This window comes from Microcoleus sp. FACHB-831 (genome assembly GCF_014695585.1).
Lineage (GTDB): Bacteria > Cyanobacteriota > Cyanobacteriia > Cyanobacteriales > FACHB-T130 > FACHB-831.
In genome coordinates, this window is sequence record NZ_JACJON010000067.1 from 151,545 (window position 1) to 177,757 (window position 26,213).

General features: G+C 45.3%; 21 protein-coding genes. 7 read left to right on the forward strand and 14 right to left on the reverse strand.

The features are described 5' to 3' along the window. The first annotated feature begins 290 nt into the window (after nt 1–290). From H6F77_RS19415 to H6F77_RS28015, 3 genes are all read left to right on the forward strand, one after another. A complete protein-coding gene (locus tag H6F77_RS19415; protein WP_190490203.1) occupies nt 291–1,937 on the forward strand; it encodes a DUF3352 domain-containing protein in 1,647 nt (548 codons plus the stop codon). A gap of 132 nt (nt 1,938–2,069) precedes the next feature. Beyond that, nucleotides 2,070–2,987, forward strand: a complete 918-nt coding sequence (locus tag H6F77_RS19420; RefSeq protein ID WP_190490205.1) for a class I SAM-dependent methyltransferase — start codon at nt 2,070–2,072, stop codon at nt 2,985–2,987. Nucleotides 2,988–3,013: 26 nt separating this feature from the next. Beyond that, on the forward strand, nt 3,014–3,328 hold the full coding sequence (locus H6F77_RS28015) for a hypothetical protein (protein ID WP_242022332.1): 315 nt from the start codon (nt 3,014–3,016) through the stop codon (nt 3,326–3,328). Nucleotides 3,329–3,430: 102 nt separating this feature from the next. Here H6F77_RS28015 and H6F77_RS19430 read toward each other — a convergent pair whose 3' ends face one another. Together H6F77_RS19430 and H6F77_RS19435 are read right to left on the reverse strand one after the other, a co-directional pair. After that, nucleotides 3,431–3,772, reverse strand: coding sequence for an antibiotic biosynthesis monooxygenase (locus H6F77_RS19430; RefSeq protein WP_190490207.1), 342 nt, complete (start codon nt 3,770–3,772; stop codon nt 3,431–3,433). A gap of 179 nt (nt 3,773–3,951) precedes the next feature. Next, nucleotides 3,952–4,419: a hypothetical protein gene (locus H6F77_RS19435; protein ID WP_190490208.1), complete on the reverse strand. Its 468-nt coding sequence runs from the start codon at nt 4,417–4,419 to the stop codon at nt 3,952–3,954. A gap of 474 nt (nt 4,420–4,893) precedes the next feature. On the opposite strand from H6F77_RS19435, the gene H6F77_RS19440 reads away from it, so the two are divergent. Next, nucleotides 4,894–5,955 carry a vWA domain-containing protein gene (locus H6F77_RS19440; RefSeq protein WP_190490210.1) on the forward strand — a complete coding sequence of 354 codons (1,062 nt, stop codon included), beginning with the start codon at nt 4,894–4,896 and terminating at the stop codon, nt 5,953–5,955. A 128-nt stretch (nt 5,956–6,083) separates the two neighbouring features. On the opposite strand, the gene H6F77_RS19445 is transcribed toward H6F77_RS19440, so the two are convergent. Continuing rightward, nucleotides 6,084–7,298: a glycerophosphodiester phosphodiesterase gene (locus H6F77_RS19445; RefSeq protein ID WP_190490212.1), complete on the reverse strand. Its 1,215-nt coding sequence runs from the start codon at nt 7,296–7,298 to the stop codon at nt 6,084–6,086. 298 nt (nt 7,299–7,596) lie between these two features. On the opposite strand from H6F77_RS19445, the gene ligA reads away from it, so the two are divergent. Both ligA and H6F77_RS19455 read left to right on the forward strand, forming a co-directional pair. Continuing rightward, nucleotides 7,597–9,639, forward strand: coding sequence for an NAD-dependent DNA ligase LigA (ligA, locus tag H6F77_RS19450; protein ID WP_190490214.1), 2,043 nt, complete (start codon nt 7,597–7,599; stop codon nt 9,637–9,639). An 80-nt stretch (nt 9,640–9,719) separates the two neighbouring features. After that, nucleotides 9,720–10,643, forward strand: a complete 924-nt coding sequence (locus H6F77_RS19455; RefSeq protein ID WP_190490216.1) for a DMT family transporter — start codon at nt 9,720–9,722, stop codon at nt 10,641–10,643. Between the two features lie 25 nt (nt 10,644–10,668). Here the strand turns inward: H6F77_RS19455 and H6F77_RS19460 are convergent, their stop codons facing one another. From H6F77_RS19460 to H6F77_RS19485, 7 genes are all read right to left on the reverse strand, one after another. Next, nucleotides 10,669–10,872, reverse strand: coding sequence for a type II toxin-antitoxin system HicB family antitoxin (locus tag H6F77_RS19460; protein ID WP_199321445.1), 204 nt, complete (start codon nt 10,870–10,872; stop codon nt 10,669–10,671). 14 nt (nt 10,873–10,886) lie between these two features. Continuing rightward, nucleotides 10,887–11,093: a type II toxin-antitoxin system HicA family toxin gene (locus tag H6F77_RS19465; RefSeq protein WP_190490220.1), complete on the reverse strand. Its 207-nt coding sequence runs from the start codon at nt 11,091–11,093 to the stop codon at nt 10,887–10,889. 233 nt (nt 11,094–11,326) lie between these two features. Next, the gene (locus tag H6F77_RS19470) at nt 11,327–11,926 is read right to left on the reverse strand and encodes a pentapeptide repeat-containing protein (protein WP_190490221.1); all 600 of its coding nucleotides are present in this window, start codon (nt 11,924–11,926) and stop codon (nt 11,327–11,329) included. Nucleotides 11,927–12,165: 239 nt separating this feature from the next. Then, nucleotides 12,166–16,218, reverse strand: coding sequence for a sugar-binding domain-containing protein (locus H6F77_RS28020; protein ID WP_242022334.1), 4,053 nt, complete (start codon nt 16,216–16,218; stop codon nt 12,166–12,168). A 38-nt stretch (nt 16,219–16,256) separates the two neighbouring features. Further along, the gene (locus H6F77_RS27595; RefSeq protein ID WP_206753481.1) at nt 16,257–16,397 is read right to left on the reverse strand and encodes a hypothetical protein; all 141 of its coding nucleotides are present in this window, start codon (nt 16,395–16,397) and stop codon (nt 16,257–16,259) included. Nucleotides 16,398–16,625: 228 nt separating this feature from the next. After that, nucleotides 16,626–17,684, reverse strand: coding sequence for a tRNA dihydrouridine synthase DusB (gene dusB / locus H6F77_RS19480; protein ID WP_190490223.1), 1,059 nt, complete (start codon nt 17,682–17,684; stop codon nt 16,626–16,628). Nucleotides 17,685–17,952: 268 nt separating this feature from the next. Further along, on the reverse strand, nt 17,953–18,180 hold the full coding sequence (locus tag H6F77_RS19485; protein WP_199321425.1) for an ADP-ribosylglycohydrolase family protein: 228 nt from the start codon (nt 18,178–18,180) through the stop codon (nt 17,953–17,955). A gap of 554 nt (nt 18,181–18,734) precedes the next feature. On the opposite strand from H6F77_RS19485, the gene dnaK reads away from it, so the two are divergent. Further along, nucleotides 18,735–20,666, forward strand: a complete 1,932-nt coding sequence (gene dnaK, locus H6F77_RS19490; protein WP_190490225.1) for a molecular chaperone DnaK — start codon at nt 18,735–18,737, stop codon at nt 20,664–20,666. Between the two features lie 359 nt (nt 20,667–21,025). Here dnaK and H6F77_RS19495 read toward each other — a convergent pair whose 3' ends face one another. The 4 genes from H6F77_RS19495 to H6F77_RS19510 all read right to left on the reverse strand — a co-directional run bounded on the left by H6F77_RS19495 (nt 21,026) and on the right by H6F77_RS19510 (nt 26,067). Then, nucleotides 21,026–22,219, reverse strand: coding sequence for an HhoA/HhoB/HtrA family serine endopeptidase (locus H6F77_RS19495; protein WP_190490227.1), 1,194 nt, complete (start codon nt 22,217–22,219; stop codon nt 21,026–21,028). 475 nt (nt 22,220–22,694) lie between these two features. Next, a complete protein-coding gene (locus H6F77_RS19500) occupies nt 22,695–24,389 on the reverse strand; it encodes a CBS domain-containing protein (RefSeq protein WP_190490229.1) in 1,695 nt (564 codons plus the stop codon). 245 nt (nt 24,390–24,634) lie between these two features. Next, nucleotides 24,635–25,447: an EI24 domain-containing protein gene (locus tag H6F77_RS19505; protein ID WP_309228885.1), complete on the reverse strand. Its 813-nt coding sequence runs from the start codon at nt 25,445–25,447 to the stop codon at nt 24,635–24,637. A gap of 221 nt (nt 25,448–25,668) precedes the next feature. Continuing rightward, nucleotides 25,669–26,067 carry a hypothetical protein gene (locus H6F77_RS19510; protein ID WP_242022337.1) on the reverse strand — a complete coding sequence of 133 codons (399 nt, stop codon included), beginning with the start codon at nt 26,065–26,067 and terminating at the stop codon, nt 25,669–25,671. Nucleotides 26,068–26,213 lie beyond the last annotated feature (146 nt).

Below are 26,213 nucleotides of genomic sequence, written 5' to 3' on the forward strand. Positions count from 1 at the left end.
CGAACCCGCGCATCCGCAGCACTCAGTTTAGCTACGCCAGCGCCTAAACTAGGATTCCTGTGGAAGGTTAATGCCCGGATAAATTTTAGATTCTATTTTTTCTGATTAATAATACTCGCTTGCGGAGTCGCGACTACTTCCCTTGAAGTCTTACTAAGACAACACCAAATGAGTTGAGGTTATATACCGAAGTTTGAAGTAAAGATTGGTGTTATGTCCGGAAATTCCGCAATGTAAAAAGGCGAACTTGTAGATAACAATCAGTAGATAATAATCTAAGGACAAAAACAATGCCTGAGAAGAAATCTAAACCTATAGTTTATGCGCTTATTGGTGCTGGTGCAGTCCTGCTAGGTGGCGTGGCTGCTTATCTATACTCCGATGGTTATATTGGTGCTAGCGATACCCCGATAGAAAGTGCCAAAGTTGTACCAAATCAAGCACTCATGGCTGGCACAATTTCCACAGATCCTAGAAATTGGGCACAATTGCAGCAGTTTGGCACTCCTGAAGTACAAAAGCTTGTAGATAAAGGTCTAAAAGACTTTCAAAAAGATGCCTTTGCAGACTCCAAGATTAATTATGATAAGGATGTAAGACCTTGGTTGGGTAGCGTAATGTTTGCCATGCTGCCATCATCGGGCGCAAAAGCCACGCAAGAACCCGATGTTCTGGTAGTAGTAGGTATTAAGAATAAGTTTAGTATGTTGGGGTTTGGCAACAAGTTTAAAAACGATAAAACTAAGGGTGCTACTAAGGAAACAGACTACAAGGGCGTCAAAATATACGAAAATACAGACAATGGCAAGAAAACTTACGCGGCTATATTGAAGAACCATTTAGTGATGGCTTCTGAAATAAAAAACGTGCAACAAGCCATCGATACTTTTAAAGGCCAGCCTTCGCTTGCGAGTAAAGCGGATGCAAGCGCTATGTTCTCAAAAGGGGTAGATGTTAAAAACCCGATTGCTCAATTTTATGTGCCTGATTATGGGGCTTTCGTGGATAAGTTAGTAGCCAACAATGCTGGGGGTGCTGGTGTGAGTCCGCAAGCCCTAAAGCAGATGAAGGCGGTAAAGTCTATGGTAGCGGGTGTGGGCATTGATGAAGCTGGCGTGCGGTTTAAAGCGGTCACAAAAATAGATCCAGCTGCAATGAAATTAGAATATAAACCTTCACCCGGCAAGGTGATAGGTCAACTTCCTGCCTCAGCAATAGCTACGATTAACGGGCAAGGAATCAGCCGTTTTTGGTCAGTAATAGTAGAGGAAGGGAAAAACGATCCGCAAATTAAGCAGGCGATTGAGGGAGCAAGACAGCAAGTTAAAACGGTTAATTTAGATTTAGATAAAGATATTTTGGGTTGGATGGATGGAGAATTTGCGATCGCTGCAATTCCATCAAATGAGGGAATACTTAAGGCGTCTGGATTTGGCGGGGCGTTAGTATTTGAAACCAGCGATCGCGCAACGGCTGAAGCAACGCTAACTAAACTGGATGCGATCGCTAAGGGCAACTCTATGACTGTATCGCAAAGAGATGTCGGCGGTAAAAAAGTAACCGAGTGGGTAATTCCCCAGCAAGGAGCCTTTATGGGGCACGGTTGGCTAGATCAAAACACGGTTTTTGTGGCAATTGGTGGCCCCATAGCTGATGCGATCGCAACTAAGCCTAGCCCGTTAGATAGCAGCGAATCTTTTAAGGCAGTAACAGGAACTTTGCCTCAGACAAACGCGGGCTATTTTTACCTAGATATGGACAAAACTATGTCCGTAATCAACAGTCAGCTACCTCCGGAACAAAAGAGTGCTATTACTCCAGAAACTAGCGCAGTCATTAATTCAATTCGCGGCTTGGCGATCGCAGTCACCCAACCTGACAAATCAACCAGCGGAATGGAGATGTTGCTAGCACTCAAGCCTAAAACTGCAAAATAGTTACTGGCAATTGGGGAAAAGTTCATAGTTCATAGTTAATTGCTCATTGCAATGAACGATTAACCATGAACTATGAACAACTGACATTAGTTGTTAGACTAAATTCTGATAACTAAAAACTAGCAATTTAAGATGACTGCTGCGTTAAATACTTCTCCAGGATTAGCTTCGCGCTTGGTAAACGGCGTGCTTGCCATTAAGCCTTTGGCTAACTTAGCCAAGCAAAAAGCGCGTCAGATGATGATTAAACGAGCAGAGGAAATTGGAGTACCTTGGACAAAGCAAGTAGAGGAATTGCGATCGCATGACTGGGAAGGGCAACTAGCTAAGGTACAAAATCCCAGCTTGACCTATCCCCAATACTACGTGCGATCGTTCCACGCCTACGATAGCGGTAATCTTAGCTGGGATGCTGCTTTAGAAGTGGAAGTTGCAGCCAAAGCCGTTCACGCAAAAATTTGGCCAGATGCTGGGAGCCAAGGCGATGACAAACTCCGCCAATCGTATCACGATGTCCTTACATCTCAAATTGCCAACCAGCCGCGAGACATTGTGGACTTGGGTTGCAGCGTGGGGATGAGTACTTTTGCCCTGCAAGAAGTTTATCCGCAAGCCAAAATTACGGGTTTGGACTTATCACCCTATTTTTTGGCTGTTGCTAACTATAGATCCCAGCAGCGTAATCAGCCGATAAACTGGGTTCAGGCAGCAGCGGAATCTACTGGATTGCCAGATGCTTCGTTTGATTTAGTCTCTACCTTCCTAATGTTCCATGAATTGCCCCAGTCTGCCGCAATGCAGATTTTCCGCGAGGCTAGGCGTCTGCTGCGTCCCGGCGGACATTTGGCGATTATGGATATGAATCCGAAGTCGGAGGTTTTTGCCAAGATGCCACCGTATATCTTAACTTTGCTCAAGAGTACGGAGCCTTACTTGGATGAGTATTTCGCCTTGGATTTTGAGCGGGCGCTAGTAGAGGCTGGCTTTGCTGATGTGAGTATTACTGGCAATAGCCCTCGCCATCGCACGATTATTGCCAGTCGGTTGTAGGCGTGCTTCTCAAGGTAAGGTGGGCAATGCCCACCCTACTCACTAAAATCAAAAATTTATATAAGCCTGGAGATAGGGTATTTATCACAGCAGCTAAGTCTAAGCTGAAAAGTGTTGATATAAACCTAATTGAGGAAACAATTATGCCTAGCGGTCATGCCAGTCATAAAGGCGCTTCACAAAAACCTAATACTAATGCCAATGGTTTGATTAATGCTGCTGCTGAAGGCACAGCAGATCCGCACGATATTACTACTCAAGGTAGCGATCCCACAAGAACGGAGGAAGCTCCTGAGAATGCTGCTGCTACTCAAAGACCAGAGGACGAGGCAGCAGAGTAAGCTTTATTCTACTGTTAGGCTATAACAGTAGTTTAAAAAGTGCATCGCGATCGCGGTTTAATTTTTCCCAACGGTCGCGATCGCGCAAAGTCTTGAATAATCTTATACAGATTCGCTACTTTCATCTACGGTCTTAATTTCACTAACCACTTCATAGAAAGCCGTAGTTGGTGGTTTGGCAAACAAAGGATTCATCTTATCTAATATGGCTTGGTAAGCCTCGCTTTTGTTGGCTTCCATATCTTCCGCACTCTCCCAAAGAATTATAGCAATTCCTCTGTCAGTGCCCGGTTCTTGCAACAGGTAAGATCCCTTGAAGCCTTGCTCGTATGTTGAGACAGCTTTTTCGTAGAGTTCTTCTGCTTCATCAAATTTGCCTGCTTTGAACTCTCCGATAGCAACATAAGCAAATTTATGTTTGAGAAAATCTTGAAACTCCGACATTGCTTACTCCTTGGGTAGTTATATTTTCTGTTTAAACTAACATTACTCGCTTCCGGCAAAATTTGGATTGACCAATTTTTGTTTTTTTCCCAACCATATCAAAACAACTTACAACTTCCCCGACTGTGCGAGACGATTACCCATCTCGCAGCAAGGTGTGTCAAGTTTCGTTGTCGGCGTTAGTTAGTTGACTCTATTTTTGGTTGATTCAACTCTCTGCACTTTTCTTCTGCCTGTTTATAGGCTTCTGAATAGTTTTTACCACCCATCATTAAGTTGCCGTAATACTCGTGCGGTAAAGCATCATAGACGGGTAGCGGTTCGTCCTCTGGATAATCTTCCTTAGCTTCTTCTACTGCTGCTTTTAGTTTCTTTACACTCAATTGTTGCGCGGGGAAGTAGTAGAGTTGTTCAGCCTTTTTGTTTAAGTGCGTCAGTGTTGGATCGACAATGCGATCGTCAACCTCAATCCAGCTATGCTCAATTGGTTTGTACGGATCTCCAGGACAAGCTAAAAAGCCTTGAACATATATTGCTCCCTCTGTCAACAATGCTGCATTATAAGCATTGTCGAAGGGTTTGTTAGCCTTGCTTTTGATGCGCGAGGCAATTTCTAATGAAAGAGTCTCATCTAATGGTTTGTTCATATTGCGGCATTAACTCTGGGCTAATATTTTTGCATACTCAGTATCGCTTATTCCTCTGCCATAGGTGGAGGTGAGTCAGTTTGTCATGTTGGGGGCGACAATCTCGCGATCGCCTGATAATAAGCAGGGATGTCACTCCTTTGCTTGCTAGCCTGAGCTATATATGCATAGCATTTAGGAATTAGCAGTTACAAGTTTTGTAAGCCTATATTCACAAGTTTTATAAAGCAAATCTGGGTAACTTTTACAGCCGCGATCGTTACCAGAAATGTTTTATTCTAGAGGGCGATCGCTCTCCAGATAATCAAGCGATTTTTAAGCGTAAATACTTAAATTATCCAGCTTGTTTAAAGTAGTTTTTTTGAATTTATGTGTTTTGTTTAAAACTTATATTTTTAAGGCTATAAACCTCGACGTACCAATATTCACAGGGTAAAATAGTATTTATAAAGCGCTACAAATTAGGGTTAGAAAATGACTAGCAATATCGAAGTAGTTTTCAGCTTTGATACAACAGGCAGCATGTACCCTTGTCTTACTCAAGTACGACGCAAAATAAAAGAGACAGTCACGCGACTTCTCGATGAAATTCCCGGCATTCGCATCGGCATCATCGCTCACGGGGACTATTGCGATGCAGGCTCCACATATGTGACTAAAACGTTTGATTTATCCGGCGATGGAGAAGCGATTTGTAACTTTGTAGAAAACGTAGAACAAACTGGTGGCGGAGATGCGCCAGAATGTTACGAACTGGTATTGCATGAAGCTCAATCTCTATCGTGGACGCCTACAAACTCTAAATCTCTCGTGCTAATTGGCGATGATATTCCTCACGCACCAGCGCAAACACCACAAAAGCTCAATTGGCGCAAAGAAGTCGAAAAATTAGCCGATATGGGCGTCGCCGTTTACGGAGTCCAAGCGCTAAATCGAAATCATGCCACTGCCTTTTATAAAGAACTGGCGGAAAAATCTGGCGGGTTTCACGTCACTCTCGATCAATTTTCCTACATCACAGATTTGTTTTTTGCAGTTTGTTACCAACAATCTTCAGACGAACAACTGCAAGCTTATGAAGAAGAAGTGAAAAAAGAAGGTCGCATGAGTCGTGGATTAAACAAAATGTTTAATTCCATGATGAAGCGAGAAGCGATTTCCTATTTCGAGTCAGCAGATTTGCGGACTGTAAAACCGGGACGATTTCAGGTTTTGGACGTAGACAAAGATAGTCCGATTAAAGGATTTGTCTTGGAAAATGGCCTTAATTTTAAAACAGGCCGAGGCTTCTATGAATTTACCAAAACAGAAACGATCCAAGGCTACAAAGAAATCATTTTAATGGAGCGAACAACGGGCGATTTGTTTGAAGGTGAAGCAGCACGGGAAATGTTGGGTTTATCTGCTGGTGCGACTGCTCGAATTAAACCTAATAATTTGGAGAAATACGTTGTTTTTGTCCAGAGTACCTCTGCTAATCGCAAATTGATGGGCAAAACACGATTCTTATACGAAGTGGAAGACTGGGATCGGTAGGCTAATTTTAAAAAGTGAGCAGGCTATATAATCCATAGCCAACACAAATTGAAAGATACAAAATTCCCTATCCTTGCAAAACAGGATAGGGATATTTTCGCTAGTAATTTAGCGGTTGAATTATTGTTCTATTGAGCCTTACGACGGCGTAAAATTTCCGCTAAAGGTAGAATACCGAAAGCTAGTAACGAAGTAGGTTCAGGAACATCTTTATTTGGCTCGCCAGCAACACGATTGCGAACTGCAACAGCCGTATCTGGAAAGTCGCTAAACACGCCATCAACACCTAATTTAAAGAACTGTTCGTATTCTGCTTCGGGGTTGCCATTGTAGTCTGGAGCCAGGAAGAAGTCGTCACTGCGGAAAGTGTACGCATGGACAAGTAAACCCGCAGCATGAGCGTCATTAATCAGCGAAGTTGGTTGTTGCAATGGCTTATCAGCGTCGCTGATGACCCCATCACCATTAAGATCGTCAGGCTTGCCATCGCCATTATTATCAACAGTATCAGCGGGTATTATTAGCCGCTTCCAAGGGCCAATACCTTTGGCATATTGAGCAATTCCTGCTAATCCTGTAGAGGTTAGCAAATCGCCATAGGTGCGAGAGTCGCCGCTGGCTACAAAATCATACGGTTTAGCACTGCTGGCATCAAATAACTGGACTAGAGGTAAATTGGTGAGTGTCTTCAAAAACTGTAGGTTTGATACTTCAAACGACTGGATAAAAACTGCATCATCAGGGCTGTCATAGCCATTAGTTTTAAGTACATTAACTAACGGTTCTTCCAAAGATAACCCAATCGACTTAAAGTAAGTGGGGTGTTTAGTTTCAGGATAGATACCGATAGTGCGACCTGTTTCAACACTTTTACGCTTGGCTAGATCGATAACTTCTTGAAGCGTAGGGATTTCAAATTGGCCGTTGTAGGATTGATCGCGGAAAGGTACGCGCTCTTTAGCGCGAAGCGTTTTGATTTCTGCAAGGGTGAAGTCTTCGGTAAACCAGCCAGTTACTGGTAGCCCATCGATAGTTTTGGTAGTTTTGCGGTTAGCAAAATCTGCACGGTTAGCAACGTCGGTGGTTCCGGAAATTTCGTTTTCGTGCCTAGCAATTAGCACGCCATCTTTGGTAGAAACTACATCTGGTTCAATGTAGTCAGCGCCCATTTCAATTGCTAATTCATAAGCGGCTAGGGTATGTTCTGGACGGTAGCCGCTAGCGCCCCTGTGCCCAATAACAATCGGCGCTTTTCCTGTTAAAGTTGCTGCCATTGCACTGCCAACAGGTATAACTGTTAGAGATGCGATCGCTAGTAATGCTAACTTGCAAATGCGAAACATAATGCACTCCTCAATAACTTCGGTAGATGTAAAATTATTACTACCGTTCTATTCACTTAATTTTGATAGCTGGGATTCATTCGCTCTATCTAGCTATGTCAATGAATCTCCATTAGTGAGTATATGGAGATTCAGTTAAGCTAGCAGGTTAGTTTGGGTTAAAGTAAATACAACTGCTGTTTAAATATTGATTAAAATAAAGGTAATTCTTGCCTGGGATGGTTGCCAGACCGCATACAGGGGTATCGCAGTTAAACTAAGGTCGGATTGATATAAATTTTTGGTGGGGATGTAGTTTGTGGAACAGCTAACAGAGGCAGTCAAGCAACGGGTACAGCAACTAAAGCAAAAAGTCCAAGAAGCCAGCTATGCCTACTACGCCCTTGATAATCCAATAATGGAGGATGCTGTCTATGACAGGTTGTATCGGGAATTGCAAGAACTGGAAACGCAGTATCCAGAGTTAATTTCGCCCGATAGTCCTACTCAGCGCGTCGGTGAAAGACCAGCATCGCAGTTTTCCTCGGTGCGACACAATATTCCCCTCTACAGTCTGGAAAATGCTTTTAATATTGATGAGTTTGCCAAATGGCAAGAACGTTGGCAGCGACAGACATCAGAAACTAAAATTTTTGAATATGTTTGCGAACTAAAAATAGATGGTTCTGCTATAGCTTTGACTTATGAAAATGGCGTATTGGTGAGGGGAGCAACGCGGGGTGATGGTGTCACTGGAGAAGAAATTACCCAAAATGTACGGACGATTCGGGCTATTCCGTTGCGATTGAATTTAGAAAATCCTCCTCCTCGCGTGGAAGTGCGCGGCGAGGCATTTTTGGGTTTAGAAGTATTTGAACAAATTAATCACGAACGTCAGCAATCTGGAGAGGCGTTGTTTGCCAATCCCCGCAATGCAGCGGCGGGTACTTTGCGACAGCTTGATTCGAGAATTGTAGCGAAACGGCGATTAGATTTCTTTGCGTATACTTTGCAGATTCCAGGTAGGGATGATGTGGATGTTGCCCGCACTCAATGGGAATCTTTGGAAGTGTTACAAAAAATGGGTTTTCGAGTGAATCCCAATCGCAAACTCTGCCAAAATTTAGCAGATGTGCGCGATTATTACAATGAATGGAATACTGGGCGATTGAATTTGCCCTATATGACTGATGGGGTTGTTGTTAAGCTAAATTCTATTTTGCTTCAGGAACAGTTAGGATTTACGCAAAAGTTTCCCCGGTGGGCTGTGGCGCTGAAGTATCCAGCAGAGGAAGCGCCGACGCGGGTGGAAGCGATTACTGTTAGTGTAGGGCGGACGGGGGCGCTGACGCCTGTGGCGGAGTTGCAGCCAGTGCAGCTAGGGGGGACGACAGTTTCAAGGGCGACGCTGCATAATAGCGATCGCATCTCTCAATTAGATATCCGCATTGGCGATACTGCTATCGTTCGCAAAGCTGGGGAAATTATTCCGGAAGTTGTGCGCGTTTTGCCAGAACTTCGCCCAGCTAATACGCAACGTTTCCTAATGCCAACGAGTTGCCCGGTTTGCAATCAACCAGTGGTAAAGCCTGCAAATGAGGCGGTGACGCGCTGTGTAAATGCATCTTGCCCAGCTATTTTAAAAGGTGCGTTGATTCACTGGGTTAGCCGGGATGCGTTGGATATTAATGGTATGGGTGAGAAGTTGGTGCAACAATTGGTAGAGAGAAATGTAGTGCAATCTGTTGCTGATTTGTACGATTTAAATGCTACGCGGCTGGGTTCCTTGGAGAGAATGGGGAAGAAGTTAGCGGAAAAATTGGTTACGGCGATCGCTGATTCAAAAAATCAACCTTGGTCGCGCGTATTATATGGTTTGGGTATTCGTCATGTTGGTAGCGTTAATGCCCAAACTTTAACGCAAAAATTTACAACAGTTGAACAGTTAGCAGCAGCATCAGCGGCAAATATTGAATCGGTTTATGGCATCGGTGCTGAAATTGCTCAGGCTGTTTATCAGTGGTTTCGAGTTCCTGCAAATCAGACTTTAATTGATAGGCTTAGAGAAGCTGGGTTGCAGCTTGCCAATCAAGAGGCATCCTCTCCTTCAGCGACGGGGGAACAGAGAGAATTACGGCTAGCGGGTAAAACTTTTGTGATTACCGGGACTTTGCCAACATTGAAGCGAGACGAAGCGAAAGCGCTAATTCAAAAAGCGGGTGGTAAGGTGACAGATTCGGTTAGTGCCAAAACTGACTATTTACTTTTGGGCGAAGATGCAGGTTCCAAATTAGCAAAAGCTGAGAAATTAGGAATCACCCGATTGAGTGAAGCGGAGTTGTTGCAAATGCTGGAAGATTAGATTTTAACAGCAAACACACAAAGGAATCCATAAGGAGCGGGCGCCAGAAGGCGTATCGCTCCTTTCTCTACGATATATAAATGCAACTTCACTCTACTTCAGGTAAATGGCGTTTAGGGCTGGCGTTATCCCTTTTAACTGTATTACTTTGGGGGGTTTTGCCCATTGCCCTATCGGTGACGCTGCAAGCGCTGGATGCATACACTGTCACTTGGTTTAGATTTTTAGTATCGTTTGGATTGTTGGCGGTTTATTTAACAGCAAGACAGCAATTTGCACCATTACATAAGCTGAGAGCAACGCCGCTGAGTTTGCTAGCGATCGCAATCGTTTTCTTAGCAGCCAATTATATTCTTTTCTTACTAGGATTAGAGTACACTTCACCAGCTAATACTCAAGTTCTTATCCAGCTAGCTCCTGTTTTGATGGGCTTGGGTGGATTGTTTGTTTTCAAAGAACGTTATACTCTCAGTCAATGCATTGGTTTAGGCGTACTAACTTTAGGGTTTGCGCTCTTTTTTCATGAAAAATTAACAACTTTAATTACAGCGCAAGGTAAATATTTAATCGGCTGTGGTTTTATCATCGTGGCGTCGGCGACCTGGGCAATTTATGCGTTAGCTCAAAAGCAGCTATTGCAAAAGTTACCTTCTTCTAACATCATGCTGCTAATTTATGGCGGCTGCGCGATATTATTTAGCCCGTTTGTCACTATAAAACCGATTTTTACCTTGAATCCGTTACAGTGGGGAATGCTAATATTTTCTGCTTTGAATACTGTAGTTGCTTACGGTGCATTTGCAGAATCTTTGGAGCATTGGGAAGCATCGAAAGTTAGTGCAATACTGGCTCTTACTCCGATAGTAACTTTAACATCAGTGTGGGTAGTGTCGTGGTTAGTACCGAGTTTAATTGCACCGGATAGTTTAACAGTATTGGGAGTTTTTGGGGCGTTTTTGGTTGTAGCTGGATCGACCGCGATCGCGCTAGGAAAGAATAAATAAATTATCTTACGCCCCTCAATAGTTGTCACGCAACCTGAAAAGATAGAGTTTTAGGTTCAGGAAGGGGTCTGCCTTCCTCCTGATACATTTCAATCAATGTTTCTATGACTTCCTGCCCATGTTTTGCAGCTTCTTCATAGGTATCACCATGAGTGTGGAACTGCTGGAAGGGAAAATCAGGCAAATGAACCAAGTAGCATTTGTCTTCATCTGACCATTGAATAACCATGCTGTAATGAGAAATCACAATAAATCCTCCAGTTTTTCAAGTCTCTGATTAACTTCCTTCTCTAAATACAGTTTTGCATCATCACCGTCTTTTCCTGCAAGGGTAATTGGCTCACCAGGTAGTAGGGGATGACTCCACACAGTATGACTACCTTTGCCAGGACGATAGGTAAATCCTGCTTTCCGTAACATACTTTTTAACTCTCTAATCTTTTTGGGCATGAATAGCGATCGCTACCTCTCTTCCTCCGTCCCTCTGCGGTTCGGTAAACAGTTATGAAGTTAACTTTTGATCCTATGTTCTTGAAGAAATAAAAAGCGAACTCAAAAGGACAACATTTGTTCCTGGTTCTTTGACTGCACCTTTTTTAGCAGCTCTAGAAATTGATACTTTGTCTTACATTCCAAAAGCTCTTCCTGCTATCTACGACCTTTCCAACCGGGGGTATGATATTTCACGAGCAGTCAATCAAAGTAGCGCTTTCCAGGTTGACGCCACTCAAGTTAACTTGACTCAGACCTGTTTTCTTAATAGTGGTATTGTTCAAAATGACACCGCTCAGGTCAACACCACTCAGGTCGGAAATGTCAATCAAAGCAGCGCTCAGGTCAGCACCGCTCAGGTTGGCGTCATTCAACCAGCTAGCATTGATCTCGGCACCACTCAGATTAGCTCCACTCAGATTAGCTCCACACAGATCGGCAAGAATCAAACCTGCGCCACTCAGGTTGGCATGGCGCAGGTCAGCATTGGTCAGGGTGGCTTCAAGGAAATCGACATTGTTCAAGTTGGCACCGCACAGGTCGGCACCTTCCAAGTGGGCTTCAGCCAAAGCAGCACCACTCAAGTCGGCATTTCTGAGGATTGCACCTTCCAAGTAAGCCCTAAACAAACTGATTCCACTCAGATTGGCACCACTCAGGTCAACACCCCTCAAGTTAACCTCACGAAAATTCCTCTCCCCAGCAGCGTACAGCCTCAGCAAGACCTCAGCGCCCATAACTACGTTCTTCCGAGCAATGGACTCTCTCAAAACTCTCCTAATATCATCCATAATTCATCTCCGAATTTATTTTCAACATCAACTATAGTGCTGTTGCTATGGAGTTTTTGGTTGTAATTGTATCGACCGCGATCGCGCTAGGAAAAAGCAAATAAATTATCTTACCTTGCGGCATTCAATAGTTGTCATATAACCTGAAAAGATTCGCCAAAATTTTTAGGCTTTGGAAGAGGTTTACTCTCTAATCTTTTTGGGCATGACTGCGATTGCTGCCTCTGCGATTCTTACTTCTACCAGCGATAATACCGATATGGGTCATCCCCCAAATCAAAATCTGTGCGGTAATCTGAGTGATAAAATTCAGCACGAGGAGCAGATTTAGCGAACCAGTTTCCTTTCTGCTGCTGATTAAATATAACTTCGTCAGCCTTAAAAGTAGCTCCGAAATTAGCCAGCAGTTGAGCTAAAACTCGCGTTTCTCGCCAGCGAGTATAACGCAAGTAAGTCTTATCATCCGCACTGAAATTATCCGGGTCTATCTGGCAGAAAATTGCTACACCTTTACCCAGTTTAATTCGACTAAACAGGCCATTACTCGCAACTTCACCACCAGATTCAATTAACCAAGCTTCATGGTCGGTTCGAGAATGTAAATCAGAAACGCTAATTCCCCTCGCCTCAGACCATTTAGGTATACTCAACGAACCACCAAAATTGTTTACCTGCTGAAAGCGCACCCCCAAAACATTTAAAGGCGAGCTTCTCGGTAAGAAAAACAGCTTACCGCCACCCTTCAAATAAGCTTGCAAATCCTCATCTTTTACATTCGCCCCCGTCCCGATGATGGCCAGATCGGCATCATTTTCTAACGAGTTCGACTGCTGATAAATCAAGCCGAATGCATTCAACTTCGCCTTATCTGCATCACTTCCAATTAATATCACCTTCTCTGCTTTTTGAGACAGAGGCGAATTAGCCGAATACTTCATAATCTGTTTGGCTAATTTCGCCGCCACTGGATCGCGTGACACATAATCTTCTAAGTCTAAAGTATTTAAAATTAGCCGCCCTTTACCATAGTCCAGTTCCATTAGCGGCGTGTAAGCTAAATCAAATTCAGACTCTAAAATTGGTCGCCAAGAACTGCGGTGTGGCTTCTCTATAGATGCACTGCTAACCGCGCCGCGATTACCCCAATGCCAGCCGTACCAAGGAGTACCGTGAGGGCTGCGTTTACTACCATTCTTAACAGTATCGGGGTAAGCTGCAACTAGGGTACTCTCGCCAGTCCAGTCGCGCAAATCGAGTTCATCCAATCCGTTAAATATAGGATGGGAGTTATTAATTGGAAAGACGCGGCGGGTGAGATGATTGGCAACGCGCAAGCCTAGTTGCTGCATCCATTCAGGATTTTGAGCAAAAACTATAACTCTGCCGCCTTTGCGTACAAATTCTGCTAAATTTCCTGGTAGCTTTCCTTTAGAAGATAACGCCTCGCGACCAATAACCAGCAACGGTGTTGTAGAACCATCCCAAGGTACAACACTATATCCCAACTGCTGCAACATCCGCGTAGTCTTACCAACAGGATCGAAGGCGGTAATAGTTCCAGCCGCTTTAGATAGTTTGGGGAAGACGCGGAAAGCGAATTTGTCTTGATGTTGCTGATTGCCAATTTTGGCTAAAAGGCGAATTTCTCCATCAATGGATTTTGGATTTTGGATTTTAGAGGTTAACCTCACCCCCAGCCCCTCTCCTGCAATGCGAGGGGAGTAATTTGCCTCCCCCTTTCCCTTGCAGGGAAGGGGGGTTGGTGGGGTTAGGTATGCCTTATCGGAAGAGGTTTGTACGCACTCCGCTATTCTTTTCTCAACCTTCTTTTGTACGGGGGGAATCGTACTATTTGGCAAATTCGCTTCTATTGGAAAAAACAGCGTTTGCGCCGTTTCCATATTTCCCTTTTTCTGACCAGTTGCTAACTGTTGACCGTTTACAATAACTTGCCATTCAAAAGAAAATTCTTGTTTTGACCTTGTATCGTTAATTAGAACAACTTGCTTTTGCAATTTTTGTCCCACATTGAAGCTGTGGTCTTTTGCTGTAAAAGCTTCCTTAGAACCAGCAATCCAAGCCAAAGTCGGGCGATTATTTTGCATAATTGCTTGTCCGCCTGGGTGGATAATATTCGCCTCTGGCTGCAAGTTGTACCATAAAGACTTGGGTATTTGCTTTAGGTATACGCCGCGTCCTTCAGGGGAAGAAAGACCGCTATCCATCCTCTCTTTTCCCTCAGAAGAATGCTCCCATCCATGCCCGTTATTCCAGGGAATCAACCCACCCGAAAGGCCGAAAGTTCGCCAACTGCGCCATGTGTTTGTGCTAAACAATTGCTGCAACTTTTGGAATGCAGGCGAGAAATCTAAGTCGCGATCGCCGTGCCAACTTTTATACTCTTGATCCTTAACAAATAAATCGCGAATTTTAGCGCGATAGGCTGGAGTTTCTAACTTATAAGCCTGCGATCCTAAATAAATAGCGCTAAACTCAGTCATCAAAGGTTCGCTAGCGATCGCGCCCCTAAAACCATTGCGACTACGCATCATTGTAGTGTGTAGCGGCGTGCCAAATTCCACCACCATGTAGGGCATATCCCCGCGTTTACTCCACTCCGATAACCACTCCTCGCGTTCTTGCAAGGGAATCATATTTAGATAAGAATTCAGCGCATATACATCCCCTACCGCTGGCCCTTGATGCATCATCACTGGTCGCGTAGGGTCGTATTTCTTGATAGTCGCAACAGCTTCTTCCCCAATAGGAATTATCTCCCGCATCCGCTTATCTTCCACGCGATTAATGCTGCCTTCTATCTTTTTCTTGCCAATTCGCAGTGGGTTTTGGTCATCGCTATGGCCAAAAAAATTAGGGCTGCTAGCCCATAATAAAATAGATGGATGATTGCGATAGCGACGCAGGTCTGTCGCCATTCGTGCTTCCCACTTTTGCTTTGACGATGCGTTCCAAGTTTTATTAGAGGCGATGTTAGCCATATAAAGCGCTGGTGCCATTAGGGGAAACCCTTTAAGATCGGCGCGTTCGGAAAAAATTTCTTGAAAGTGCCATTTCCCCCTTTCATCGCGGTTCCAAGGCCACATTTCTGCGATATTAAATCCAGCCCAAAAGTAGCCGTCAATCATTCGGTCAACTACTTCAGGAATACCAACCGCCCAACCTTGCCAAGTCTCGTCAAAAGAAGTTGGACGCAGGCGTAATTCCTTTCCGTTTAAGTAAAATTTTCGTCCTTCAATCCAGAACTCGCGGAAGCCAAATCGCTGGTTATATTCATCTTCAATACCGCTTCCCTGTACTTCCAGTTGTAGAGTGTAGAGGTTTGGCTGACCAACGTCCCAAAGTCTTGGATTGGGCCATTCCGCAACAAATTGTAGCGTTTGAGTTGGCTTGGCTTTGATGTTGTTGGTAGCGGTAAATTGGCGTTCCACGCTGCCTGTTTCATCAAGCATCTTCATGACGAATTTTGCCGCGCCAGCTTGCTGAACTCCTGTTAGTTCTACGTCTAGTTTAATTTGTTTATTTCTTGTTGAAGGTTGTATAAATACATCGCTGACGTGAGGGCCTTTGGGCATACTCAGCAACCGCACTTCACCTATTAGTCCCCGCGAGTCTAAGTTGGCGTCGGTGGTGTATGATTCATTCGGCCCCATGATGATAGTTTTTTTCTTTTCATCGGCAACGGCGGCTACCATTACAGTTAAAGTCGCTTCTTCTCCTGGCTTGGCTGCTTTAGTAATATCGGCGGCGCCGTAAGGGAAATTAATTTCAGCGCATTTAATACCGTTGACGTATAAAATCGCATCGGTGCTAACTCGGCCTATATCGACGAATAGCGATCGCCCTTGCCATTCGTGGGGTATCTTTATGGTGCGTTGATACCAGGCTTTTGCTAATTTTTCGCCGTTAAAATTCTGCCAAGCTTTTCCTTTTCCCCGCGCAATTAATCCAGGTCTAGATTTATCATTTTCGCGCTGCCAATCACCCGGTACTAATATGGAACCCCAGCCTTGTTGCGGGGGTTGCTGTTCTGATGCTGCGTCAACTGGGATAAATTTCCAAACTCCGTTTAGGAATATTTGGCCTCGTTTGCTATTTGATTCTTGCGACGGGTCGCTAGTAATTTGTATGGCAGCATAATTAGCGCGATCGCCCTGTTGACCTCTGCTGCCAATCACTCCGAAGAAAAGGACTGTTACTAAAAATAGTGCTACTATTATCGCCCGTTTCTTCATCATGTATTTTGTATTATTTGTAAGCCGAATGGTGGGCATTGCCCACCATTAAAAATATCCCCAATCCGTGTTTTTAACTAGGGCTTAATCAGACGTTTCTTTTGTTCCGACTCTTTATATTGAGCCAGTATCTTCCGCTGCTGCAAATCTGGATACATTATCATTGCCACGCTAGATATACCCGTTCCCAGAAGGGATAAGAATACAGTTGCCTTCAAGAATCAGAGGGTGAAAGCACTCCCCAAACTAATACCAAAGCCTGTTGTCAGTAGCGCGATCGCGGTTGCAAAGTGGTTGCTGAATTTTTTATCCCTATAATTCTTAATTACAGCCCCAGCGACAAATCCAACAATTAGGCCAAAGAAACTTAATAACAACGTTACTTTTAGGCTTTAGCTCAGGGTTGCGTCAGCGCTTCCTCATCTTTATCCTATCCTCCAGGAAATTTAAACTTCTACCAAAATTGGCTCCTCACCCTCAACTTCTTGCCAATTACAATTAGCCAGTCGCTCAATAGCTCTATCAATAAATTCCAACCCATGCTCAACTTTATCTACCACAGCCAGTTGTCCCCTCAACTCGCTAGCACCAGCGAATCCTTTTGCATACCAAGTCATGTGCTTGCGGGCTTGTCGGACGCCGCGATCGCCTTTATATTCCCACAGCGCTTGCAAATGTTCTTTAGCACATTCCAACCGCTGTATGGGTGTCGGCGGCTCTAGCAAATTGCCTGTTTTTAAGAAGTAATCAACTTCTCCAACTAAGAAGGGGTAGCCTAAAGTTCCCCGCGAACACATCACGCCATCAGCACCAGTTTCTTCTAAACACCGCACTGCTGCTTCGACGGAAAAAATATCCCCGTTGCCGATAACTGGAATAGAAAGAATTTCTTTAACTTTTTTAATCCACTCCCACTTAGCAGGGCCATTATAACCTTGAGCGCGAGTGCGACCGTGAACGGTAATCATCTGCGCTCCAGCATCTTCCATGCGCTTGGCAAAATCGAGAATAGTAATTTCTTGGTCTGTCCAACCGATACGAGTTTTAACTGTAACTGGTACGTTTACAGCTTTAACTACTGCCCGCACAATTGCCTCAGCTACTTCCGGTTGGCGCAATAAAGAAGAACCGCCGCCATTCTTAGTAATTTTATTGACCGGGCAACCCATATTTATATCAACAGTATCAGCCCCTTCTTCAACTGCCATTACAGCAGCTTCTGCTAAGAAATCCGGGCGACAGTCAAATAGTTGAATGCTGATCGGTCTTTCGTTATCGTCTATCTCCATAATCTTGGGCAACTCTTTGACATAGTGCAGCCCAGTTGCATTCACCATTTCGGTGTACATCATCGACTCTGGAGCATAGCGACGCACCAGGCGACGAAATACCATATCGGTCACGCCCGATAAAGGCGATTGCAGTACTCGGCTTTTGACTTCAAAAGAGCCAATTTTCAGCGGTGTCGAGAGTCGGGCTTGGAGACTAGGAGATAGGGAAATCATAGATAATATCAAGGCAATCAAGCTTTTCTATTGTAAGAGCGATCGCTCTTGAACCACTGGGGTAACAAGCGATCGCTCGTGGGACAACTAGGCGCGGCTGCTATCTGAAGTCGCTTTCTCATCCCATTGGTTGCCGATTGCTGCCAAGCGATCGCTGTACTCTATGCGGCTAACCCAATCTTCAAACGCACGCCTTGAGACAAGTCATTCCAGGTGCGCGGTTATTGTCGGGGCTGCGCCACCATTCGACGAAGGCGCGTCGCAGTGATTACTCTAAGCTTTCAGCACTGAAAGGTTGTGCCGATTTCAGCAGTGCCTCACCGACTGCTAAAGTCATCTGCGTGTCGTCAGTTACCCTCGCCGGATTGCCCATTGGCTCTTGTGGGCCGTGCGGTGGAAAGCGGTGCAGAATTTCGTCAACGTAAAGAAACTCTGTCACAGCACCTAAAGCATCCCCAAAAGCTAGACCGAACAGGTATCCAGAACTACGGCGCATAGATAATACAACTCTTGTTTGTTTTCGCTTTCAAATGAGGAATCTGAAAACGCTAACTACCATATAATACACAAATATTACATAAGGAAGAATTAAGCAGCAACATTATAAATTTTCAGAGGGTATCGATGGAGAATCTCATCCTCGTGGTGCGATCGCTCCCTATCTTATGTTGGGGTTCTATCGTTTAAAAATTTGCTACCGCGTCTATGCATCATTACAGTTCAAATCGATTAAGACGGCAAACACAACAGATAAATTACGGCTTGCACCCCAACATAGAGCCATTGATTTCCTTACATTAGACACAGTAGAGCGAGCCGATGTGATGTAGATGAGCCAACCCCGAATGCCTCTGAAGTCTAACCGACCTTCTCAAGGTTCGGAAAACCCCCCTTCATCGATTGGCGCTGCACGCACACTATATAGATCAGTAGGCTCAACCAATCGTATTAAACCTGGACTTGCTGCTGATTGAAGCGGATTCGTACAAATTGTAGTCTTGTCTCTCGCCCAAAAATTTTTGTAGTTATAGGAAGTTAGAGAACACCCCTATGGGAAAAGTAGTTGGAATTGACTTAGGAACGACTAACTCTTGCGTAGCAGTAATGGAAGGTGGTAAACCCACCGTAATCGCCAACGCAGAAGGTTTCCGCACGACCCCTTCGGTAGTAGCATTTGCCAAGAACGGCGATCGCCTTGTCGGTCAAATCGCTAAGCGCCAAGCCGTAATGAACACGGACAACACATTTTATTCCGTGAAGCGGTTCATCGGACGCAGATTTGACGAAGTAACCCACGAAACAACAGAAGTTTCTTACAAAGTTCTGCGCGATGGCAACGGCAATGTCAAGATAGACTGCCCTGCACAAACCAAGCAGTTTGCCCCAGAAGAAATTTCTTCCCAAGTCCTTCGCAAGCTGGTCGATGATGCCAGCAAATATCTCGGCGAAACCGTTACCCAAGCCGTAATCACGGTACCCGCTTACTTCAACGACTCCCAGCGCCAAGCTACTAAAGACGCTGGTAAAATTGCCGGAATTGAAGTACTGCGGATTATCAACGAACCTACCGCCGCTTCTCTAGCCTACGGCTTAGAAAGAAAGACCAACGAAACCATTCTGGTATTTGACCTTGGTGGTGGTACTTTCGACGTTTCTATCCTAGACGTGGGCGATGGCGTGTTTGAAGTGCTAGCTACCTCTGGTGACACTCACCTCGGTGGTGACGACTTCGACAAGAAAATCGTTGACTACCTTGCCGAAACCTTCAAAAAAGACGAAGGTTTAGACCTGCGTAAAGATAAGCAAGCGTTGCAACGTCTGACCGAAGCTGCTGAGAAAGCCAAGATCGAACTTTCTAGCGTTACCCAAGCCGAAATCAACCTGCCCTTTATCACAGCTACCCAGGATGGCCCCAAGCACCTGGATATGACTTTGACGCGGGCGAAGTTTGAAGAACTCTGTGCTGACTTAATCGATCGCTGCCGCATCCCCGTCGAAAATGCTGTGCGCGACGCCAAAATTGACAAGGCTCGCATTGACGAAGTAGTGCTAGTCGGTGGTTCTACTCGTATTCCTGCTGTCCAGGAACTGGTCAAGCGGGTTTTGGGTAAAGACCCCAACCAAAGCGTTAACCCTGATGAAGTCGTTGCAGTGGGTGCTGCAATTCAAGCGGGTGTCCTCACTGGCGATGCTGGAACTTCCGGTATCTTACTGCTCGACGTTAGCCCCTTGTCTCTGGGTGTAGAAACCCTCGGCGGCGTGATGACCAAGATCATCCCTCGCAACACTACCGTCCCCACCAAGAAGTCGGAAGTCTTCTCGACTGCTGTGGACGGTCAGACTAACGTGGAAATCCACGTCCTCCAGGGCGAGCGCGAGATGTCTAATGACAACAAGAGCTTAGGTACTTTCCGCTTGGATGGTATTCCACCAGCACCACGCGGCGTGCCTCAAATTGAAGTTACTTTCGACATTGACGCCAACGGCATCCTAAGTGTTACTGCTAAGGACAGGGGTACTGGTAAAGAGCAAACCATCAGCATCACTGGTGCTTCTACCCTAGATAAAGCTGAAGTCGAGCGCATGGTCAAGCAAGCGGAACAAAACGCGGGTGCCGATAAAGAGCGCCGCGATAAAATTGACCGCAAGAACCAGGCTGACTCCTTGGTGTACCAAGCAGAGAAGCAAATCACCGAACTTGGTGACAAGGTTCCCGCTGCTGATAAGACCAAGATGGAGGGATTGATTGCAGATCTCAAGGATGCTGTTGCTAAGGAAGATGATGAGCGTATCAAGACGCTTACGACTGAAGTGCAGCAAACACTCTACACGATTGGCAGCAATATCTATCAACAGGCTGGCGGCGGTACTCCCGGTGGCGGTGATGGTACGGGCGGCACTGGTGGCGGCCCCACTGGCGGCGGTACAACTGGCGGCGATGATGTGATTGATGCTGAGTTCTCGGAACCTGAAAATAAGTAATTAGCTCTAAGGTGGGCAGTGCCTGCCTTAACCATCTAAATTAGGGGGAGAGGAAGCGCGATCGCGCTTCCTCTCTCTTTTTTTGTTTGCTATAACAGACGCATATTTGTATCTAATAAATATGCAACCGATGGATTTAATCCACGTTAAGAATCAATAGCGCTGCCATTAATTCTGTATAATAACCAGTTTTATTGATAGCGCTCGAATTAATAACTTAGAGCTTATTTGTGACAACATTCTCCATCAATGCTGGAGTCTGATCTCGAATTCGCAAAAAAATCTTGCTTTGCTGCGATCGCACTACACATTTTTGCCCTCGTTCCCAGGGCTGCTGCCTGGGAATGCTTTTAAAGGTTCTACTTGGTCGGAACAGCGCCTGTTTTCACCTGAATGGTTTGCGCCTGACCGCCCCGAATGACTTCGACATCCAGCAGCGCACCGATTGTAGTCGCTTCTACGCGCTCTTGCACCTGAGAAGCAGTGCTAACAATTTTGCCACCAACTTTTTGTATTACATCGCCCTTGCGTAATCCAGCCTTGTCAGCGGGTGAATTATTAACAACTTTGGCAATTAAAACGCCTTTGTCTAGACTGACTTTGAAGCCTGCATCTTTATCTTGGTTAATCTCTTCTTTCAACTCTGATGTCAAAGTTACCATTTGAATTCCCAAGTAGGGATGCTCGGCTCTGCCTTTGGTAAACAGCTGGTTGGCGATTCTCTCGGCAGTTTCAATCGGAATTGCAAAACCGAGTCCTTGGGCATCGGCCCGAATTGCGGTGTTGATGCCAATGACTTCGCCTTTTGAGTTTAACAACGGGCCACCGGAGTTACCGGGGTTGATGGCGGCGTCGGTTTGGATGAAGCTGACGCGCTTATCGGGGACGCCGACTTGGGAGCTAGAACGACCTGTGGCGCTGACGATGCCTACGGTAACTGTATTGTCTAAGCCGAGAGGATTGCCAATGGCGATCGCCCACTCTCCAGGTATCAAGTTCTGCGAGTTCCCCAGCGCTACTGTTGGCAAATTGTTTGCCTTGATTTTGACCACAGCTACATCTGTGACCGGATCGACTCCCAGCACCTTGCCCTCTAACACCCGACCGTCCTTAAGCGTCACTTTAACCGTATCTGTCCCGGCAACAACATGGGCATTTGTCATCATGCGACCATCCGGGGTGAGAATGAACCCAGAGCCAGTGCCGCGTTCTACCCTGTTTTCTGGGGGTAGTGGCACTTCGCTGCCAAAAAAGCGCCTGAAAAATGGGTTTTTGAATTGGTCGGGAATATTTGAAGACACTTTGCGCGAAGAATCAATTCGCACTACGGCTGGGCCGACTTTTTGCACGGCTTGGGCAATGAAGTTTAGGTCATTAGAGGGTTTGCGACTTTGCCCTGGAGATAATTGCTGTAGCACCGCCGGAAGCGCTTGGGAGGGCTGTGACATACCTGTGTTTTCTGCCTTGAAATAGCGACTCCCGACAAATCCTGCACCGCCGCCGATAGCCAGCAAAGTCAGATAGGTGGTCAGCTGTTTTAGGGATAAACTCATAGTTTTCGGGCTTAAGGACAGCGATACAGGTACTTTCTTCTAATCTAATTCTTTTCGACTGGGATGAAAGTATATTATGGCTGGATATACCGGGGGCGATCGCTCTGCCTTTTGTTAAAAAAGACCACACCTGGCACGGCAGATCTCCCAGCATTGCCTTATCTGACAGCCTAACTAGCCCCGCTATAGGAACCCTGCGATCGCCAGGGCGATCGCACGTCCCCAATGCTCCTACAGGGTGGTTAATCGCAAAACCAAATTTTCGCCCAGAAATCAGATAAGGCGAGGGATGCGCTTGGCAATGCCCAAGCCGATGAAACCCAACCCCAATCGCTACGACTGCGTTAGTAATTTAAGTTAAGTGGTCAACTCAAACGAGCAGTGCGATCGCCCGCTTGCTACTTCTGTCTATATGCATCACCAAATTTCTCTAATTTGGTGCATGACTACCAGCTAATTTGCAGCAAAATCCCTATTAAAAATTGAGATAATGGCTATTTTTAATAGCTTTATTCTCCACCCGCTGCTTAACATTCGCCGATGTAATCTTATGGATATCCTCGACGCGGGAAAAATTCCGCAGGTAAAGCAAAAGATTGCGAATTCGATCGGCCCCCAGTTGCATCGACCCCAATATTTTTGGTAGGTCTTTCTTAATAAAATCTAGGTCAATCGTATCAATCTCCTCCTGCACTTCATCCGCTGGTTGGGGATAGTTTTTAGCATAGACTTGCAGTAACAACAGCAAATCCTCTACATACTGACCAGCGTAAGTCAGATTGCCGTAAATAAAATTAATGGGGTTATTAATTTCCTGAGTAACAGCGGAAACCATCTGCCCCAAAGTTGACATTTTTTCCTTTTCAATCAGCTGCGCTTGTGTTTTTTGCAGCTCCTGCACGGTTTGTTCCAGTTTAGTTGTTTGTTCTTTCGATTGTGCTTCCGATTGCCGCAATGCCGCCTCTACCCGCTGGCGCTCGATAATGTCTTGTTTGAGTAGTGCGTTGGCTCTTGTCAGCTGGGCTGTCCGTTCTTCCACTTGTTTTTTTAAATCATCGTGCGCCTGTCGCAGCGCTTCCTCAGCTCGTTTGCGTTCAGAAATTTCTCGGCGCAACCGCTCGTTAGTATTATTTAATGTCTGTGTCCGCTCTTCTACTGCCTGCTGCAATACCTCGATTACACCATACATATCGGCTGGATTCAGCACTTGTAGCAGACTGGTTTGCGAGACAATTCCCAGTAACTCCCCCCCACTGCCACTAACAACCAAACGCCGCACGCGCCGCCGTTGCATCTCCTGATGGGCTACCCACAGCGAATCGGAGGGGCTAAGACAAAACAATGGCGTACTCATCACGTCTTTTGCCTGGGTTTTGGATAAGTCCAGCTCTAGCGCCTGAAACTGCACAATGTCTCGCTCTGTGACAATGCCCACAGGTAATTGCAAGGTGGAAGTTGCGAATTGAGAATTGGAACTTTCTGTGCAATTACCCCTTGCCTCTTTGGTAATTACAACACAGCTAACTAACTGCCTCGCCATCAACTGGGCTAAATCCATTACAGAGGCGGTCAGCGGTGCATGAACTACGGAGGGGGTCATAACATCCCTGACGTATCGCAACCGCGTTAGCAGATTGACGGGTTGCAGCGCTGTGCGAATACTGTCTTGTGTCACCACTCCCACCAGACTCCCCCCATCGTCAACAATCGGCAGGTGGCGAATACGATGTTGGCGAAATAGAGATAAGACTGTGAAGACATCCTTCACCTCTGAGTGTTTTAGCACCAAAGGTGGTTGCGTGACTACATCAAGTATTTTGACGGCTGCAAGTGATGCTCCGGCTGCTGTTAGCCTGACCATATCTCGCTCGGTGAATACGCCGACTAGCTGCAAGCCATCCATCACCAAAACGCATCCACCAGCGCTATGGGCGGCGTCCAGAACCTTCTCGTTTTCCCTATCTAGCAATCCACCACCAGAGGTGCTGCTAAGGGATGCTTCAAGAGGATTTGTTACTGAACTACATACGGGGATGATGCAACTACTCCGTAACTTACTCATCAACCCCAAGACTTCAACCAAGGGGGTGTCAGGTGCAACGGTCAGAGGATGCCGATCGATTGCAGAGTCTATGCCTAAGGTATTAAAAGGCAGGCCGCTTGGCTGCATGATTTATTTATGTATTTATTGGGACAGGGTATTGCTGGCAATTGTAAGGCTTTATACAGGCAGCCTTGCCAGTATTATTAACTTGTCTTAATAAAGATTTACATAATTTTAATGTTATTTTATGTTCAAATAACCAAAATGCGACTACTGATAGTGGCGCTAAATCATAGTAGACGCATTAGGGATTGACTATTGGGAATTAGCCATTGGAGTTTGGAGTTCCCATCTCCATAGGCTATTATCCATTACCCGTTAACGTTTTCCTGGCTGCCTTGGGGTAAAGTCGGCAAAACGCGATCGCATACAAACAGCGTTCCAGCACTTACGCACAGGGGGATGCTTAAGAGGTTAATTAGGGGGATGGTAACTAAAAACAGGGATACTAAGCCAAATGTACTGCTAGCAGGCAAGTTTTGGCGCACAATAGCCAGCTTAGTGCGAAAGTTCAGGCGACGCCTTTCTAGGGGTGCGTCGAAAAAGTCGAGACAGATAATCGTAGACGATACCAGGATGCCACCGATGCTAGCAATTAGTGGGCCGATTGGTGGAACAAAACCAATTATAAATAAAGGTACCCCGAAGCTAATGACAAGCAGCAATTTTTTTAGCTCATAGAAGAGCGATCGCCCTATATCCCCCAAAATAGCTACAGGACTCTCCGCCACAACAGGCGGCAATTGACCGATGCGTATCTTTTCCAATTGTTCCGATAGCATTCCATACCAGGGCGCCCCCAAGACTACACCAAATTGCACCTGCAAGAACGCCGTAACAATCAGCAGTAACACCCCCAACAGTATACGCAGCAGCCACTCCAAAACGGGCAGAGCAACTCCAGCCGCACTCGCCCAATTGGGGAGTGACAGTTTAGCAATCAAAATATCAACAATATGAACGCCACCAAGTAGCAATCCCACGTAAAGCGCAACGCCAATGATGACGTTCACCAAAATAGGGATTAGCACATAGCCGCGCAATTCTGGTGTATCGTTCAATATAGCCAGCGCCCGCAAGTGGTATGTTGCGCCAGCAAATAATCCGCGAAAAAATCTAATCACTTTATTAATTAACTGTTAGCTCTTAGTGTAATTAGCTTGCTGCAAAGTATATTTTACCTGATTTTATAACATAAAATTTCCACAATTGATTCTTATATATCCGTCTATTTATAACTGCTGAAAGCCGACTAGATGATAAAAAACCGTTCTCTCAAAGAAAACGGCTTTTTGTTTTTTACCGCGCCAAATTTAATTGCGTCCGCCGCCTGCATAACTAATCGTTAGTGCGTATCAAACACTGCCAGCATTTTATCGAATAACTCTTCTCCAACACGGGTTTGCAAAATAGAGCGGGCTAAGCCAATGAATTCACTATCCTCTTTGCTATCAGTCTGTATTAATTTGCTAGCGGGATAAAATGTCATGTCATCCACCCTCAATTCATTTGTTATTCCGGTTTGCAAACCAGGTCTTTGCTTATTCCATGAAATTGACTTACCGCGCAAAGTAAATTGAAACCACTGAATTTCATCATCTCGCACATCGATCACCAGATCGAAATAAGCCTCTCCGCCTTGAAACCAAACTCTCTTAGTGCCATTTTGGGAGTTTTGGCTCAAGAGTTTCTGCGAAATCCGTCGCAAGGAAGTACCCAGTGCCTCAATTTCCTTTTTATCCATAAATGTAAACAGTCGATTCCTAGAAGCGCGGTTAGTATTGTAATAATTAATCATTGTGAGGCTGGCAAGTAGCTAAAACATACATAAATATAGATACATTGCCAGTGCTAGCGTCTCCGGATTAGAGGTACTAACAGTTTATAAAA